This window comes from Streptomyces sp. NPDC091682, from assembly GCF_044756625.1.
Lineage (GTDB): Bacteria > Actinomycetota > Actinomycetes > Streptomycetales > Streptomycetaceae > Streptomyces.
In genome coordinates, this window is record NZ_JBIVTH010000001.1 from 690092 (window position 1) to 703846 (window position 13755).

Annotated in this window: 16 protein-coding genes; 8 read left to right on the forward strand and 8 right to left on the reverse strand. The window is 71.8% G+C overall.

Annotation, left to right across the window (positions count from 1 at the left end; genetic code table 11):
* Positions 1–9 precede the first annotated feature (9 nt).
* The 4 genes from ACIQK6_RS03365 to ACIQK6_RS03380 all read right to left on the reverse strand — a co-directional run bounded on the left by ACIQK6_RS03365 (position 10) and on the right by ACIQK6_RS03380 (position 2423).
* Complete coding sequence (locus tag ACIQK6_RS03365; RefSeq protein ID WP_329105427.1) at positions 10–969, reverse strand: M56 family metallopeptidase; 960 nt, start codon at positions 967–969, stop codon at positions 10–12.
* Entirely contained in the window at positions 966–1346 is a 381-nt protein-coding gene (locus tag ACIQK6_RS03370; RefSeq protein WP_329105425.1) for a BlaI/MecI/CopY family transcriptional regulator, read from the reverse strand. Before ACIQK6_RS03370 ends, ACIQK6_RS03365 begins: the two co-directional genes overlap by 4 nt.
* Positions 1347–1485: 139 nt before the next feature.
* Positions 1486–2043 carry a hypothetical protein gene (locus tag ACIQK6_RS03375; protein WP_329105423.1) on the reverse strand — a complete coding sequence of 186 codons (558 nt, stop codon included), beginning with the start codon at positions 2041–2043 and terminating at the stop codon, positions 1486–1488.
* A complete protein-coding gene (locus ACIQK6_RS03380) occupies positions 2040–2423 on the reverse strand; it encodes a BlaI/MecI/CopY family transcriptional regulator (protein WP_329105421.1) in 384 nt (127 codons plus the stop codon). Before ACIQK6_RS03380 ends, ACIQK6_RS03375 begins: the two co-directional genes overlap by 4 nt.
* 111 nt (positions 2424–2534) lie before the next feature.
* Here ACIQK6_RS03380 and ACIQK6_RS03385 point away from each other — a divergent pair, with 111 nt between their 5' ends.
* The 6 genes from ACIQK6_RS03385 to ACIQK6_RS03410 all read left to right on the forward strand — a co-directional run bounded on the left by ACIQK6_RS03385 (position 2535) and on the right by ACIQK6_RS03410 (position 7748).
* Positions 2535–3203: a DedA family protein gene (locus ACIQK6_RS03385; RefSeq protein ID WP_329108180.1), complete on the forward strand. Its 669-nt coding sequence runs from the start codon at positions 2535–2537 to the stop codon at positions 3201–3203.
* Between the two features lie 127 nt (positions 3204–3330).
* On the forward strand, positions 3331–3918 hold the full coding sequence (locus ACIQK6_RS03390; protein WP_329105419.1) for a helix-turn-helix domain-containing protein: 588 nt from the start codon (positions 3331–3333) through the stop codon (positions 3916–3918).
* Positions 3919–4019: 101 nt separating this feature from the next.
* Complete coding sequence (locus ACIQK6_RS03395) at positions 4020–4721, forward strand: phosphatase PAP2 family protein (protein WP_329105417.1); 702 nt, start codon at positions 4020–4022, stop codon at positions 4719–4721.
* Positions 4718–5554, forward strand: coding sequence for an undecaprenyl-diphosphate phosphatase (locus ACIQK6_RS03400; RefSeq protein WP_329105415.1), 837 nt, complete (start codon positions 4718–4720; stop codon positions 5552–5554). The genes ACIQK6_RS03395 and ACIQK6_RS03400 overlap by 4 nt, the downstream gene beginning before the upstream one ends.
* A gap of 246 nt (positions 5555–5800) precedes the next feature.
* Positions 5801–6379, forward strand: coding sequence for a hypothetical protein (locus ACIQK6_RS03405; RefSeq protein ID WP_329105413.1), 579 nt, complete (start codon positions 5801–5803; stop codon positions 6377–6379).
* A gap of 298 nt (positions 6380–6677) precedes the next feature.
* On the forward strand, positions 6678–7748 hold the full coding sequence (locus ACIQK6_RS03410) for a hypothetical protein (RefSeq protein WP_402694201.1): 1071 nt from the start codon (positions 6678–6680) through the stop codon (positions 7746–7748).
* A 156-nt stretch (positions 7749–7904) separates the two neighbouring features.
* On the opposite strand, the gene ACIQK6_RS03415 is transcribed toward ACIQK6_RS03410, so the two are convergent.
* Positions 7905–9095 (reverse strand): acyl-CoA dehydrogenase family protein, encoded by a 1191-nt coding sequence (locus ACIQK6_RS03415; RefSeq protein ID WP_329105408.1) that lies wholly within the window; start codon positions 9093–9095, stop codon positions 7905–7907.
* Positions 9096–9222: 127 nt separating this feature from the next.
* On the opposite strand from ACIQK6_RS03415, the gene ACIQK6_RS03420 reads away from it, so the two are divergent.
* On the forward strand, positions 9223–9774 hold the full coding sequence (locus tag ACIQK6_RS03420; RefSeq protein WP_329105407.1) for a DinB family protein: 552 nt from the start codon (positions 9223–9225) through the stop codon (positions 9772–9774).
* 204 nt (positions 9775–9978) lie between these two features.
* On the opposite strand, the gene ACIQK6_RS03425 is transcribed toward ACIQK6_RS03420, so the two are convergent.
* Together ACIQK6_RS03425 and ACIQK6_RS03430 are read right to left on the reverse strand one after the other, a co-directional pair.
* A complete protein-coding gene (locus ACIQK6_RS03425) occupies positions 9979–10815 on the reverse strand; it encodes a class II fructose-bisphosphate aldolase (protein WP_329105406.1) in 837 nt (278 codons plus the stop codon).
* A complete protein-coding gene (locus ACIQK6_RS03430) occupies positions 10812–11714 on the reverse strand; it encodes a sugar isomerase (RefSeq protein WP_329105404.1) in 903 nt (300 codons plus the stop codon). Before ACIQK6_RS03430 ends, ACIQK6_RS03425 begins: the two co-directional genes overlap by 4 nt.
* Before the next feature lie 177 nt (positions 11715–11891).
* On the opposite strand from ACIQK6_RS03430, the gene ACIQK6_RS03435 reads away from it, so the two are divergent.
* Positions 11892–12671, forward strand: coding sequence for a DeoR/GlpR family DNA-binding transcription regulator (locus tag ACIQK6_RS03435; protein WP_402694202.1), 780 nt, complete (start codon positions 11892–11894; stop codon positions 12669–12671).
* A gap of 115 nt (positions 12672–12786) precedes the next feature.
* On the opposite strand, the gene ACIQK6_RS03440 is transcribed toward ACIQK6_RS03435, so the two are convergent.
* On the reverse strand, positions 12787–13752 hold the full coding sequence (locus ACIQK6_RS03440) for a M28 family metallopeptidase (RefSeq protein ID WP_402694203.1): 966 nt from the start codon (positions 13750–13752) through the stop codon (positions 12787–12789).
* Between the last annotated feature and the right edge of the window lie 3 nt (positions 13753–13755).

The following is a 13755-nucleotide window of genomic DNA, read 5'->3' on the forward strand; positions in this document are numbered from 1 at the left end:
TCGACGTCGTCACTCGGCGGCCCGGTCATCCAGAAGGTCCCGGGCCACGAATTCCACGTACTCGTGGAGTCCGTACGCCAGAACCAGACCCAGCAGGGCGGAGGCCGTCACCGCTGTCACCAGTCCGGCCGCGGCCGCCTGCGTCCTGCGCGCCTGTGGCCGGACCGGTACCGGCCGCAGCAGGGCTTCGACCCGCTGCGGAACCGGCCCGGTGCTCACCGACAGCAAGGGGCCGCGGCCCTTGCCCGCCTTCTCGGCGGACGCGACGGCCAGCGCCGCGCGTGCGATCGCGGTCGCGGCCAGCCGCCGGTCGCCCACCGACGAGGCCGCCGACTCGTCCGCCCACCGCTCCAGGTGGAAGTCCAGCGCCGGGCGCAGGGACCGTAGGGCGGGGTGCACCGCGGCCGCCAGGTAGGCGGTGACCGACCACAGGTGGTGGCGGCCCGTCAGATGGGCCCGCTCGTGTCCGAGCAGCACCTCGCGCTCCGCCGGACCGAGGGTCTTGAGCATGCCCGTCGTCACCACGACCCGGCCGCCGCGCCCGCGCCACCCGGGCAGCGCGAACGCCTGCGGCTCGGCATCCGGTACGACCAGGAGATCGCCATCAGGCACTGCGCCGCTGGTGGACGCCCAACTGCGGGCGAGCAGCGAGCGGCGCTCGTACCAACGGCGGACCAGCAGCACCGCCTGGAAGGCCAGCACCCCACCGGCGACCGCGGCCACCGGTACGGTGGCCGGCCACTCAGCAGCCGCCTGCGACAGCGGAATCTGCTCCAAAGCGGCGAGGAACGGCACGTGGAACAGGCCGATGAGCGCTGCCACGGTGCCGCCGGCCAGCAGAAGGGCGGCTCCGGTCAGCGCCGCGCACGCTTCCCTCGGCGGCATGAGACCGGCCAGCCGGCGCGTGGCCGGCACCGCTGCCCAGGGAAGCAGCAGAGTCAGCGCGACCACGGCCAGAACCAGGGTCATTCGCCTTCCCCGGAATCCAGGAGCAGACGCCTCAGCACTTCCTCGTCGTCCCCGGACAGCGAAAAAACGAACCGCTTCAGTACCAGGTCGCGTTGCGGCTCGCGCTCCAGCTCGCGGCGCATGCGCCCGGCCGCCAGCCCGGCGGCGTCATCAGCCGCGGCGTAGGTGAAGCCCCTGCCCTCGCGGGTGCGCACGACCGTCCCCTTCTCGTAGAGGCGGGTGAGGATCGTCGTCACCGTCGTCCTGGCCAGGTCCCGACCGAGCGCGGCGTTGATCTGCTGCGGGGTCAACGGTCCCTCGGCCGCCCACAGGACCGCCAGCACGTCCGCGACGAGTTCACCGTGCGGGCGCCTCGCGTCCCCGCCGTCCTCCACCATCCTGCTCCCGCCCCGCTGCCGCCCCGGACTCGCATGCCCGGTCATCGAAGAATAGGTTTGCCTTATCTCACTGTACGGGGCCTGAATCGAGCCCCGCATACATACGCCGGCGGACGCCGCCCGCCCGGATCGGACCGCGTCACTCCTCGCCGGTCTCGCCCTGTGCGATCTCGATGCCGGCGTGCAGGTCGTCGACCGCCTGGAAGGACGCGCCGGTCGACACGGCCAGACAGGCCAGCAGCACCAGCGCCGCCAGGCGGGGCGGGGCTCCAGGGACACGCGTCCGTGCCGGATGCACGAGCAGGGCCGCCACCCGCAGGGGCACCGGGCCCGTTGTGGCGGCCAGCGCGAAGCCGGGCCGGCACCGAGCGGGGGACGTACGGGCGGCCAGAGCGGCCCTGCCGATGGCCCGGGCCGTGAGGCGGCGGTCGCCCACCGTCTGCGCGGCGCATTCGTCCGCGGTGCGCTCCAGTGCGTAGCGGAGGAGCTCGCGCACGGCGCGCAGCCCCGGATGGCAGTGGGCGGCCAGCAGGGCAAGGGTGGCGATCCTGCCCGTCGCGAGCCCGACTGCCGAACAGACCAGCAGCCGGACGGCCCGCCTCGGCGGGAGGCCCACGACCAGCACGCGGCACACCGGACCGGCGAGGAAGGGCAGCAGGAGTGGCAGGAGGAGCGGCAACGACACCAGCCGGCTCACGCGGTGCCCCCGGCGCCGTCGCCATCCAGCAGGGCGCGCAGCAGCGCCTCGTCCTCGTCGCTCAGTTGCGAGACGAAGCGGCTCAGCACCGTCCCGCGGTCCTCGGTCCCGGCCAGCTCCGCGTGCATGCGGCGTGCGGTCAGCCCAGACGCGTCCTCGGTCGGCACGTAGGCGAACCCGCGGCCGGACCGGGTACGACTGACCACGCCCTTCTCGTACAGACGGGACAGGATCGTCGTCACCGTCGTACGGGCACGGGAGGAGCCGAGCGCCTCCTGAACCTGCCCCGGCGTCAGCGGGGTTCCGGCCGCCCACAGCACCGCCAGGACGCTCGCCCCCAGCTCACCGGCGGGCCGCCGCTCCGCATGCGCATCCCCCACGGGAATCTCCTCACACAACAATCGTCTACAGTGACGTAGACCGTCTACGTGACTGTAGTCGACGATGTCGTCACCGCCCCGGTCCACTCACCTCAGGGAGAGCCGTCCGCCATGGCCCCATCCGCCCTCACGGCAGTGCCACAGGCCGTGAACCTGCTCGACGCCGGATCCCTGTTGTCCGCATTCGGCGCGCTCGGCATCGCCGTCGTCCTCTTCGCCGAGACCGGCCTCCTGATCGGCTTCTTCCTGCCCGGCGATTCCCTCCTGTTCACCGCGGGCCTGCTCTGCGTGCCGGGCGGGGACCGCCCCGTCCACCTCTCGCTGCCCCAGGTACTGGCCTTCGCCATCATCGGCGCGCTCCTGGGAGCGCACGCGGGCTACCTGATCGGCCGACGCGGGGGCCGCGCTCTGCTCGCCCGTAGCCGGAGCCGAAAGCTCCACGACGGAGCCGAGCGCGCCGAGGAACTCCTCCACCGCTACGGGCATGCCAAGGCCGTGGTGCTGGCCCGCTTCGTACCGGTGGTGCGCACCGTGCTCAACCCCCTGGCCGGAGCCCTCGGCGTGCCCGCCCGCGTCTTCTCCCTGTGGCAGGTCGTGGGCGGGCTCCTCTGGACCGTGGGCCTCGTCCTCGCCGGATACGCCCTCGGCTCCTCCGTGCCCGACGTCGACCGTTACCTCCTGCCGATCGTGGCCCTCGTCGTCCTCGTCTCCCTCACGCCGGTGGTTGTCGAAATGGTCCGCAGGCAGGGCCCCCGCACTCCGGACGGTGGTGCGCGGTGAGCCCGTTCGCCCTGGACGGGCCGGCCGAAGAGGCGCCGCGGCTCCTGCCGGCGGCGGCGTTCACCGGAACCCGCCACCCCCACTCGCCGGCCGGCTCGCCCTGGCCCCCGACTCCTCAGGACGGGAGATGACCCAGCACCCCGGTCACGCGGCGATCGTCGCCGCAGCGCTGCCCCTGGTCGTGAGGCACGGCACCTCGGTCACCACCTCGATGGTCGCCCGGGCCGCGGGAGTTCCGACAGCGGCCGTCTTCACCGCGTTCCCCGACAAGACCGCCCTGCTCGACGCCTGTGCGGCCGAAGCCCTCAGGGCGGACGAAGTGGTGACGGCCATCAACGCGATCAACCTGACCGTGCCGCTCGAAGCCCGACTGGCCTCGGCCGCCGTACATCTGCGCAGGTACGCAACCCGCCTGCTCCTACTCGCCGATTCCATGCTCCTGGACCGGCCCCGGCCCACCCGGCCCACCCGGCCCGCCGGGCCCACGGAGAACTTCGACGGGCACGCCCGATACGAAGGAGAGCTCGCGTCCCTCCGAGAAGCGCTGACGGCTCTGTTCGAACCGGAGCGCGAGCTCCTCAGAACGCCCCCGGAGCATCTGGCCCGGGTGTTCCAGTCGATGGTCTTGTCCGACGCTCCGCCCGGCCTTGCGGAAACCCTGCCGACCGAAGAGCTGGTGTCGCTGCTCCTGTGGGGCGCCCTCGCCCCGCCCTGACCGAAGGCAGTGCGCCTTCCCCGCCCCACGCCCTCCCCACCGTGCCGCCGTGCCGCCGTGCCGCCGCGCCGCCGTGGCGGTCTGTTCAGACAGGACGGCAGATGCTCCCTCTACCCGCGGCCGCACCCCGCCCCGCCGGCAAGCCGTGGCAGTGGCCCGCCGTACCGGTGCTGGTGTGCTCGATGCTGCTGGCGGCGCTGGTCGCGTCCGCCGGCGCGGCCCACGGCGCTCCGTTCGGAGTGGACGAAGCCCTGCACCGCTGGGTGCTGGAACACCGCCCGCGCCGGGCGGTCGAATGGGCCGTGGCGGTCACCGTGACGGGGAGCGGCGTGCCCGCCTACCTGCTGGCGATGCTCGCCGGGGCCATGACCGTCAGAGCCCACCGTTGGCGCGGGGCGCTGGTGGGGGCACTTGCTCTGGGGTCGGTGCAACTGCCGCGCATCGCCTTGGCGTCATGGCTCGCCAGGCCCCGACCGCCGGTCGCCGAGTGGGCGTGGTCGGCCGACGGTTACGCCATGCCCTCGGGTCACACCACCACCTCCGTTGCCGTGGCGGTCCTCCTCACCGCCGGGGTGCACCGAGTGGTGCGGGGCCCGGCGCGCCGGACGCTCCTCGTGATACCGGCGCTGTGGGCGGCGGCCGTGGGCGCCAGCCGTGTATACCTCGGCATGCACTGGCCCACCGATGTCCTGGCGGGATGGCTGCTGACCGCTCAGTGGGCCGGGGTGCTCGGGATGTTCCTGACTCTCCTGCGGCGCCGGAAGTCCGGCGCCGTCCCGTCGAACGAAGGTGAAGGCACGTGAGCGCGATCAGTGTGGGGCAGGCCGTGGTCCTGGGCATCGTGGAAGGGGTGACGGAGTTCCTGCCGGTCTCGTCCACCGGCCACCTCAAGATCACCGAAGGGCTGATGGGCATCCCCGTAGACGACAAGTCCGTCGTGGCCTTCACCGCCGTCATCCAGACGGGCGCGATCGCGGCAGTCCTCGTCTACTTCTTCCACGACATCGTGCGCATCGTCTCCGCCTGGGGACGCGGACTCGCCGACCGCGAGGAGCGCTACCACCACGACTACAAGTTCGCCTGGTGGGTCATCTACGCCACCATCCCCATCGTGGTCGTGGGGCTCGCGGCGAAGCCGCTGATCGAAGGACCGCTCGCCTCCCTGTGGGTGGTGGCCGGATCGCTGATCGTCGGCAGCGGCCTGATGTGGGCGGCCGACCGAACGGGCCGCCACAAGCGCGGCGAGGACGACACCGACCTCAGGGACGCCATGCTGGTCGGCTCCTCCCAGATCCTCGCCCTGCTCTTCCCCGGCTTCTCCCGCTCCGGCGCCACCATGTCCACCGGTCTCATCCTCGACCTGGAGCGGGTCGCAGCCACCCGCCTGTCCTTCTTCCTCGGCATCCCCGCCCTGACCGGCGCGGGCCTCTACGAGCTGCGGGACGCCCTCGGCGCCGGCGTCGACGCCCTCCCCCTGGTCACCGGCACCGCCGTGTCCTTCGCCGTCGCCTACGCCTCGATCGCCTGGCTCCTGAAGTACGTCGCCAAGCACTCGTTCAACGCCTTCGTCGTCTACCGGATCGCCATCGGCGTACTCCTCTTCGGACTGCTGGGCACCGGCGTACTGCACGCCTGATCACCAGGCGGTCCGAGAAAGTCCAACACCGGGGCAAAACCCCCGGATATCCGGGGGCGCAAATGGAAGGAAGGCCGTCGACGCCGCGACGTTTCGCCACCCTCCCTCGGCTCGAACCGTGTCCCCACCGGGCCGTGCCAACAGTGCGGACGGCCACCTTGACGCCCATGGACACTTAGGTCAGCCATACCTTTGTTCGCTCCCCGCCGGGGTGAGCACATCCCGCAGAAGATCCCTGGAGCAGCAATGTCCACCGCCGACGCCACCGCGACCCCACGAAGACCAGGACGGGAAGCAGAACTTCTCCAGCTCCCCGCCTGGTGCGGGCCTGCGGCGGCGTCCCTCGCCGTATGCCTCGGGTGGGCGACCACGACGTGGATCGCCCTGCACCTGCGCGCCGATGTCACCCTCCACACCGTGGCACTCTTCGTGCACCTCGCCTCCCTGGTGCTGGGCTTCGGCGCGGTGCTCGCCATCGACTACTACGGCGCGCTGTGGCTCACGGGCCGCAAGACCCTCCGTGAAGTGCTCGACTTCACGGCCCCGCTGCACATCCCCGTATGGGCCGGCCTCGGCGGTCTGCTGTTCAGCGGTGCGTTCCTCCACCCCGATCTCAGCTCACCTCTGACGTGCGTCAAGCTCGGCCTCGTGCTCCTGCTCTCCCTCAACGGCGTCCATGCCTCCGCCCTTCACCACCGGCTGGCCGCCGTCGACGGCGGCCCGGTCAGCCGCCGGCTGATGATCCGCGGCGCCGTGACGGCCTCTGTTTCACAAGCCGCCTGGTGGGGTGCAGTCGCGATCGGCTTCCTGAACAGCCAGCGCTGATCACCCCGCCGATTCCCCGGACCCCGCCCACTTGCGAACTGGCGATGTCGGGTGAGCAGGCGCCACCGCACGGCGGCGCGATGGAACGGATCAGCGCGAGCCGTCCCGGAGGCCGGGTCGATCGCCCGCCACATCGAGGCGCTGCCGACCGACAAGGCCGGTCTTGCCGGGCCATCCGACAGTGACGTTCCCGCACTCCCTCACCAGTACAAAAGCATTTGCGAGAGGTCACGCTCCCCGGTCATACTCCCGTGTCCCCCCACCCGTTCAGATCACTCCTCACCAGGGGGCTCACACCGTGGAAGTCGCTCGCATCGTCGTCATTGGGCTCGCCATCACCGTGGCTGTCATCTTCTACCGCCGCACCACCGGCGACCTCCCCGGCCGGGACTCGTCCCGCGCCGCCCGAAAATCGGGACTCCTCCCGCAGTCCCGGCAGAACACCGGCCGCGCGGCGCCCGACCCCGAGCTGGAATCGGCGGCCGCCGCAGCCGCCCGGGGCAGTTGGGAGCCGGCCGCACGGTTGATGGCCGAGACCAGACAGCGCCGCGACTGGGCACGCCGCTCCTCCTACGCCGCCACCCTCGGATCCCACCGGGCCGCCCGCCCCGGCAGCTGGCTGCACACCTGGGAGACCGCCGTCGGGCCGGACGACCCCGACCTCGCACTGGTACGAGCCAAGGCGATGGTCAACCTGGCCTGGCACCAGCGTGGTGGTGGCTGGGCCAAGCACACCAGCCCCGAGCAGTTCGCCGGGTTCCACGCCACCCTGGCCCGCGTACCGCAGGAGAACGCCCGCGCGGCCGAACTGAACCCGGACGACCCCACACCCCATGTCAACGAGATATGGGCGGCGCTCGGCCTCGGCTACTCCCAAGAGCACATGGACCGGATCTGGAAGGAGATCACCGCCCGCGACCCGCACCACTACAACGCGCACTACGCCGCGCTCCAGTACTGGTGCGCGAAGTGGCGCGGCTCGGAAGATCGCGCCATGTCCTTCGCCCAGCGGGCAGCAACGGACGCGCCGGCCGGCAGCCTGCTCACCGCGCTCCCCCTCATCGCCTGGTACGAACACCGCGACACGGACGCGAGCGACGCCGACTTCCTCTCACCCCACGTGACCTCCCTGGTCGACGCCGCCCTGGCCGACCTCGCCGCGGCCCCCGCCGACCACCCGAACACCGCCGAGCTGCGCCACCTGCTGGCCTACTTCTTGACCCGCCAGAAGCGCTACGACGCGGCACTGACCCAGTTCCGCCTGGTAGACGGCTACGTGGACGCCCTCCCGTGGAAGTACTGGACCGACCCGGCGGCGGCGTACTGCCACTGGCGCGATCGAGCGGCCCGCCGAGCCCGCCGACACTGAACCGTTCTTGGGGCTTTCGACGACCAGGAGCGCCCGGTTTCCGGGGATCTCGACGGCGTGAACGCCGTTGGGGCGAATGCCGAGGCTGTGTTGCGCAGGCTGATCCCGATCGTTCGCGATTGTGCGGCCCACTACCGGCTACCCGACCACGCGCGGCTAGCGGCGCACGCGCGGCATGCCGAGGCCTATCCAGGAGATGATCTCGCGCTGGATCTCGTTGTTGCCCCCGCCGAAGGTGAAGATCACGGCGCTGCGGTAGCCGCGTTCGAGCTCGCCGTGCAGGACGGCGCCCGCCGAGCCGTCCTTGAGGGAGCCGGCCGCGCCGACGATCTCCATCAGCCAGGCGTACGCGTCCCGGCGGGCTTCCGAGCCGTACACCTTGACCGCGGAAGCGTCCTGCGGGGTGAGGGTGCCGGCCTGGACCGCGCCCACCATCTGCCAGTTGAGCAGCTTCATCGCGTCGAGCCGGGCGTGGGTGCGCGCGAGGCGGCCGCGGACCCAGGAGAGGTCGATGACCCGGCGGCCGTCGGCGAGTTTCGTCGCGGCGGCCCAGCGTTGGACGTCGTGGAGGGCCCGGATGGCCATCGTGCCGTGTGCGGCGAGGGTGACGCGTTCGTGGTTGAGCTGATTGGTGATCAGGCGCCAGCCCTTGTTCTCCCGGCCTACGCGACGGCTCGCCGGGACCCGGATGTTCTCGTAGTAGCTGGCGGTGGTGTCGTGCGAGGCGAGGGTGTTGATGAGGGTGCAGGAGTAGCCGGGGTCCGAGGTCGGGACCAGGAGCATCGTGATGCCCTTGTGGGCGGGGGCGTCCGGGTCGGTGCGCACGGCGAGCCAGACCCAGTCGGCGGTGTCTCCGTTGGTGGTCCAGATCTTCTGTCCGTCGACGACGTACGTGCCGGTCTCCTCGTCGCCCTCGCGCACGGCCTTGCACTTGAGGGCGGCGAGGTCGGTGCCGGCGTCGGGTTCGCTGTAGCCGATGGCGAAGTCGATCTCCCCGGCGAGGATCTTCGGCAGGAAGTACGCCTTCTGCTCGTCGGTGCCGAACTGCATGATGGTCGGCCCGACCGTGTTGAGCGCCATCAGGGGCAGCGGTACGACGGCCTGCGCGGCCTCGTCGAAGAAGATGAACTGGTCCATCGGGGTCATCCCGCGGCCGCCGTACTCCTCGGGCCAGCCGACCCCCAGCCAGCCGTCGGCCCCGAGCCGGCGGATGGTGTCCCGGTAGAAGCGCTTCTGGGCGACCGGGTCCTCGTAGCGGGCGTAGACGTCCTGCGGCACGAGCTCGGCGAAGTAGGCGCGCAGTTCGGTGCGCAACTGCTGCTGCTCAGGCGTGTATTCGAGGTGCACGGGCCCCTCCGGGGGTCTCGCGGTCCAGCCGGTCGCTGTGGTGGCGGCGGTCAGACTAGAACCCGTTACAAGAATTCGGAAGGACCTGGGTACCGGCCGATCAGAACCGGCGTTCATACTCGCGACCATGACGAGCCCACGCAGCAGAGCGGAATTCTTCGTCGAACCCGGGCGGGACGGCCGCTTCAGCGGCCCCGCGACCGGTGACGAGCGGCGGATGCTGGTCGCCTTCCTGGCGGACCACCGCGCCACCCTGGAACTCAAGGGCGCGGGCCTGGAGCTCGAGTTGGCGCACCGGTCGGTGAAACCGTCCACGCTCTCCCTGCTCGGCCTGGTCCGGCACCTGGCCGATGTGGAGCGCCGCTGGTTCCGGCAGGTCCTGGCGGGGCAGGACGCACCACCCCGCTTCTCCTCGGCGGAGGATCCCGACGGGGACTTCGACGGAGCCCGGTCCGATCCCGCAGCGGTCGAAGCGGCCTGGGAAGCGTGGCGCACCGAAGTGGCCTTCGCCGAAACCTTCGTGGCCGGGGCACCCGATCTGGACGTCGAGGCCGTCGACGCGTGGCGCGGGAAGGTGTCGCTGCGCTGGGTACTGATCCACATGGTCGAGGAGTACGCGCGGCATAACGGGCACGCCGACCTCCTGCGCGAGCGGATCGACGGGGCCATCGGCATCTGAGGGCAACGGGGTTCCAACTCGCCCGAGACGTGGGTGCAGTGGGGTCGCCGCCGCCGCACGATGGGCCGGGCTCGCCGGTGACCGGGGCGGCCGGGTCGCTGCGCCCGTCGACGAGCCGTGCGAGGGCGGCGCCGAATTCCTCGGGCGGGTGGGCGAGGTCGTGCGTCCCCGCTGGGTGTCCGTGATCGCCGCCCCAGCCGCCCGTCAGTTCAGGGCGCCGATCATGGCCGTCGCCGTCGCCGTCATCGCCGTACGGGCCGCCGTCAGGTACGGCCGGGGGTCCGCCGGGGTCAGGTGGGTGCGGATGGCTTCGGTCATCGCCACGTTCAGGGCGGTGCCGATGTTGACCTTGCGGATGCCGCCCGCGACGGCTGCCGCGAGCTCGGCGTCCGGCAGCCCGGAGGAGCCGTGCAGGACGAGCGGGACGTCCACGGTCTTGGCCAGCCGGGCCAGCAGCACGTGGTCCAGGGCCGCGGTCCGGCTGGTCATCGCGTGGCTGCTGCCGATGGCGACGGCGAGGGCGTCGACCCCCGAGTCGGCGACGAACCGCCGGGCCTCGTCGGGGTCGGTACGGGCGCCGGGCGCGTGCGGATCGGGCGGCGCGGCGCCGTTCTTGCCGCCCACCTCGCCCAGCTCGGCCTCGATCCACAGCCCGTTGGCGTGGGCCCAGTCGGCCGCGGACCGGGTGGCTTCCAGGTTCTCGGCGTACGGGAGTTGCGCGGCGTCGTACATCACCGAGCTGTATCCGGCGTCGCAGGCCTGCCGGAGCAGCTCGGGGCTCTTGACGTGGTCGAGGTGCAGGCCGACGGGGACACCGGCGGCCTCCGCGCACGCGCCGGCGGCCCGGGAGATGGGCAGCAACTGCCCGCCGCGGAACTTCACGGCGTTCTCGCTCAGTTGGAGGATGACGGGCAGGCCGGCGGCCTCGGCCCCGGCCACGACGGCTTCGGCGTGCTCCAGGGTGATGACGTTGAAGGCGGCGACGGCCCGGCCGGCCGCGGCCGCCTCCAGGACCAGGTCACCGGCGCGGACCAGGCTCATCGGACCGCCTCCTCACCGGTGGTGAGGATCACCGAGCGCGTGAGGTTGCGCGGCGCGTCCGGATCGAGCTGCTGGTGGGCGGCGACGGCGAGGGCGAGGCGGTGTACGCGGACCAGTTCGGCGAGCGGGTCGAGGCGCCCGGGCACCCATTGGGAGCCGGTGGCGCGCACCTGTTCGGCGAGCCCGTCGGGGGCCTCGTCGAGCGACCAGGTCACGGTGCCGGGCCCGGAGACGCTGATGGGCCCGTGCCGGTACTCCATCGCCGGGTAGGACTCGGCCCAGGACAGCGAGGCCTCGCGCATCTTCAGCGCGGCCTCGTGGGCGAGTCCGACGCTCCAGCCGCGGCCGAGGAAGGTGAACTGGCCCCGGCCGGCGATGTCGGCGGGCAGCGGCTCGACGAGGGCGGTGCGGGCGTCGGCGACCACGGAGGGGGTGTGCAGTCCGACGTGGGCGCGCAACAAGGTGAGGGCGGTGGTCGCGAACCGGGTCTGCACGACGGACTGTTCGTCGGCGAAGTCGAGGACGACCAACTCGTCCGCGGCGGTCATCACCGGGGTGGCCGGATCGCCGATGACCGCGGTCGTGGGCACGCCCGCGTCCCGCAGCCCGGCCAGCAGGTCCAGCACCTCGGTGGTGGTGCCGGACCGGGTCAGGGCGACGACCCGGTCGTAGCGGCGGTGGCGCGGGAACTCGGAGGCGGGGAAGGCGTCGGTCTCGCCGTGTCCGGCCCCCTCGCGCAGCACGGCGGCCGCCCGGGCCATGTAGTACGAGGTCCCGCAGCCGACGATCGCGGTGCGCTCCCCCGGCTGCGGGAGCACCGCCCGCCGGGCCGGGGCCAGTTCGGCGGCCCGCTCCCAGCATGCGGGCTGCGTGCCCAACTCGTACGCGACGTGACTCATACAGGCTCCCTCGTGCGACAGGCGGGTCTGAATGTGTTGTGCGTGGAACGTTCTGCGTTTTCCTGCACGGTAGCTCGCACTTTCGCGCAACTTCAAGCAAACACGAGGTGATCTGCTGAGTTAGTGTCGCCGGGTAGCCCGACCGGGGCCACGGGACGAGCACGGGAGGGGCGGCCGATGACCCGCAAGGAGCGCTGGCAGGCGCTGCTGGACCTGTTGGTGGAACGGGGCGAGCTGGAAGTCGAACCGGCGGCCGAGACCCTCGGGGTGTCCGCCGCGACCATCCGCCGCGACCTCGACCAGCTCGCCGAACAGCAACTGCTGGTCCGTACGCGCGGCGGGGCGGTGCTGCACGGGGTCTCGTACGAACTCCCGCTGCGCTACCGCACCTCGCGCCGCGCCGCCGAGAAGCGCCGAATCAGCGAGGCGGTGGCGGCATTGATCGCCCCGGGCGAGGTGATCGGCCTGACGGGAGGCACCACGACCACGGAGGTGGCGCGCGCCCTGGCCGGGCGACCGGACCTGGCCCAGGGCTCGCCGGCGCTCACCGTGGTGACCAACGCCCTCAACATCGCAGGCGAGTTGGTGATCCGACCGCAGTTCAAGATCGTACTGTCGGGCGGGGTGGCCCGCCCCCAGTCATACGAGCTGACGGGCCCGCTCGCCGAGCAGGTCCTCGGGCAGCTCGCGGTGGACACGGCGGTGCTCGGCGTGGACGGCTTCGACCCGCAGAACGGCGCGGCGACCCGCCACGAGGACGAGGCCTCGATCAACCGCCTGTTGTGCGAACGCGCCCGCCGGGTGGTCGTCGCGGCGGACTCCAGCAAACTGGGCGTCCGCGCGTTCGCCCGTATCTGCGCGACCTCGTCGGTGGACGTCCTGGTGACGGACACGGGCCTGGCGGACGCGGTCGCCCGGGAGTTCGAGACGGTGGGCGTGGAGGTGGTCCGGGTATGAGCGAGGTGTGAGCGGGAGTGTGAGTAGAGGTGTAGCGGGAGTGTGAGCAGAGGTGTGAGCGGGGTGCCTCCGTGGGCGGCGCCGGCACGGCCACCGCCCACGGGGGCGCCGCGCGCTACCCCACGACCTGCCGCGCATCGGCGAGCAAGGTCGCCAGGGTCATCCTGGTGACGTCGGCGAGGTAGCCGTAGTCGAGCGTGTCCGGCATGTCCGACGTCTCGTGGTAGTGCGGGTTCCCCTCTCCCTCGTAGGCACCGATCGTCACGTCGCCGTGCGCTTCGAACGGCATGTAGTCACTGGCGAAGATGGGGCCGAGCATGACCGGCAGTGCCGTGTGGTCCGCGGCGGCCCGCGCCATGACCACGGCGAAGGCCTTCGACGCGGCGTCATTGTCCGGCACGGCGTTCCCCTGGTCGTGCTCCACCGTCACGGAGCCGTCCGCCGGCGGCCTCCCCACCATGTCCAGGTTCACGACCCGATAGGCCTCGCCGTCGGTGGCGTGGAGCTCCGCGGCATACTCCGTGGCACCCCACAGCCCCTGTTCCTCGCCGGAGAACGCCACGAACTGGAGGGTGGAGGACAGCGCGACGGGGGCGAGCAGGCGCGCGATCTCGAGCACCGCGGCCACGCCGCTGCCGTTGTCGTCGGCTCCCGGAGCGCGTGCCGTGGTGTTGTTCAGGTCCGCCATGCGGCTGTCGTAGTGGGCGCACACGATGATGACGGGCCGACCGGCAACCGTCCCGGGTTTGGTGCAGATCACGTTGTCGGCACTGTGCCCGGCATTGGTCCACGTGCGCCGGACCACGTCCGTGTACCCGGCCGCTTCGAACCGGCTCACGATCTCCTCGGCGGCCTGGCCGATGAGGGGCGAGAAGGTGTGCCGCGTGTGAAAGGCCGCGAGTGCCTCGACGGAGTTCATCAGCTCGTCCGCCGAGACCGACTCGACCAGCGTGGTGACGAATTCGTTCTTCTGCGTGTCCGCCCGCTTGCGTTCGGCCGGCGCCAGGGGCTCGGCGGCGCTGGGCGGGTAGCGCTTCTCGGGGGGTGCCAGCGGCAGCGCCGCACGTGTGTCGTGTTGCATCAC

Coding starts and splice junctions, on each gene's coding strand:
- ACIQK6_RS03395 (WP_329105417.1), top strand. CDS start 4,020: ATGCTCCCTCTACCCGCGGCCGCACCCCGCCCCGCCGGCAAGCCGTGG.
- ACIQK6_RS03370 (WP_329105425.1), bottom strand. CDS start 1,346: ATGGTGGAGGACGGCGGGGACGCGAGGCGCCCGCACGGTGAACTCGTC.
- ACIQK6_RS03435 (WP_402694202.1), top strand. CDS start 11,892: ATGACCCGCAAGGAGCGCTGGCAGGCGCTGCTGGACCTGTTGGTGGAA.
- ACIQK6_RS03405 (WP_329105413.1), top strand. CDS start 5,801: ATGTCCACCGCCGACGCCACCGCGACCCCACGAAGACCAGGACGGGAA.
- ACIQK6_RS03430 (WP_329105404.1), bottom strand. CDS start 11,714: ATGAGTCACGTCGCGTACGAGTTGGGCACGCAGCCCGCATGCTGGGAG.
- ACIQK6_RS03425 (WP_329105406.1), bottom strand. CDS start 10,815: ATGAGCCTGGTCCGCGCCGGTGACCTGGTCCTGGAGGCGGCCGCGGCC.
- ACIQK6_RS03440 (WP_402694203.1), bottom strand. CDS start 13,752: ATGCAACACGACACACGTGCGGCGCTGCCGCTGGCACCCCCCGAGAAG.
- ACIQK6_RS03365 (WP_329105427.1), bottom strand. CDS start 969: ATGACCCTGGTTCTGGCCGTGGTCGCGCTGACTCTGCTGCTTCCCTGG.
- ACIQK6_RS03385 (WP_329108180.1), top strand. CDS start 2,535: ATGGCCCCATCCGCCCTCACGGCAGTGCCACAGGCCGTGAACCTGCTC.
- ACIQK6_RS03390 (WP_329105419.1), top strand. CDS start 3,331: ATGACCCAGCACCCCGGTCACGCGGCGATCGTCGCCGCAGCGCTGCCC.
- ACIQK6_RS03420 (WP_329105407.1), top strand. CDS start 9,223: ATGACGAGCCCACGCAGCAGAGCGGAATTCTTCGTCGAACCCGGGCGG.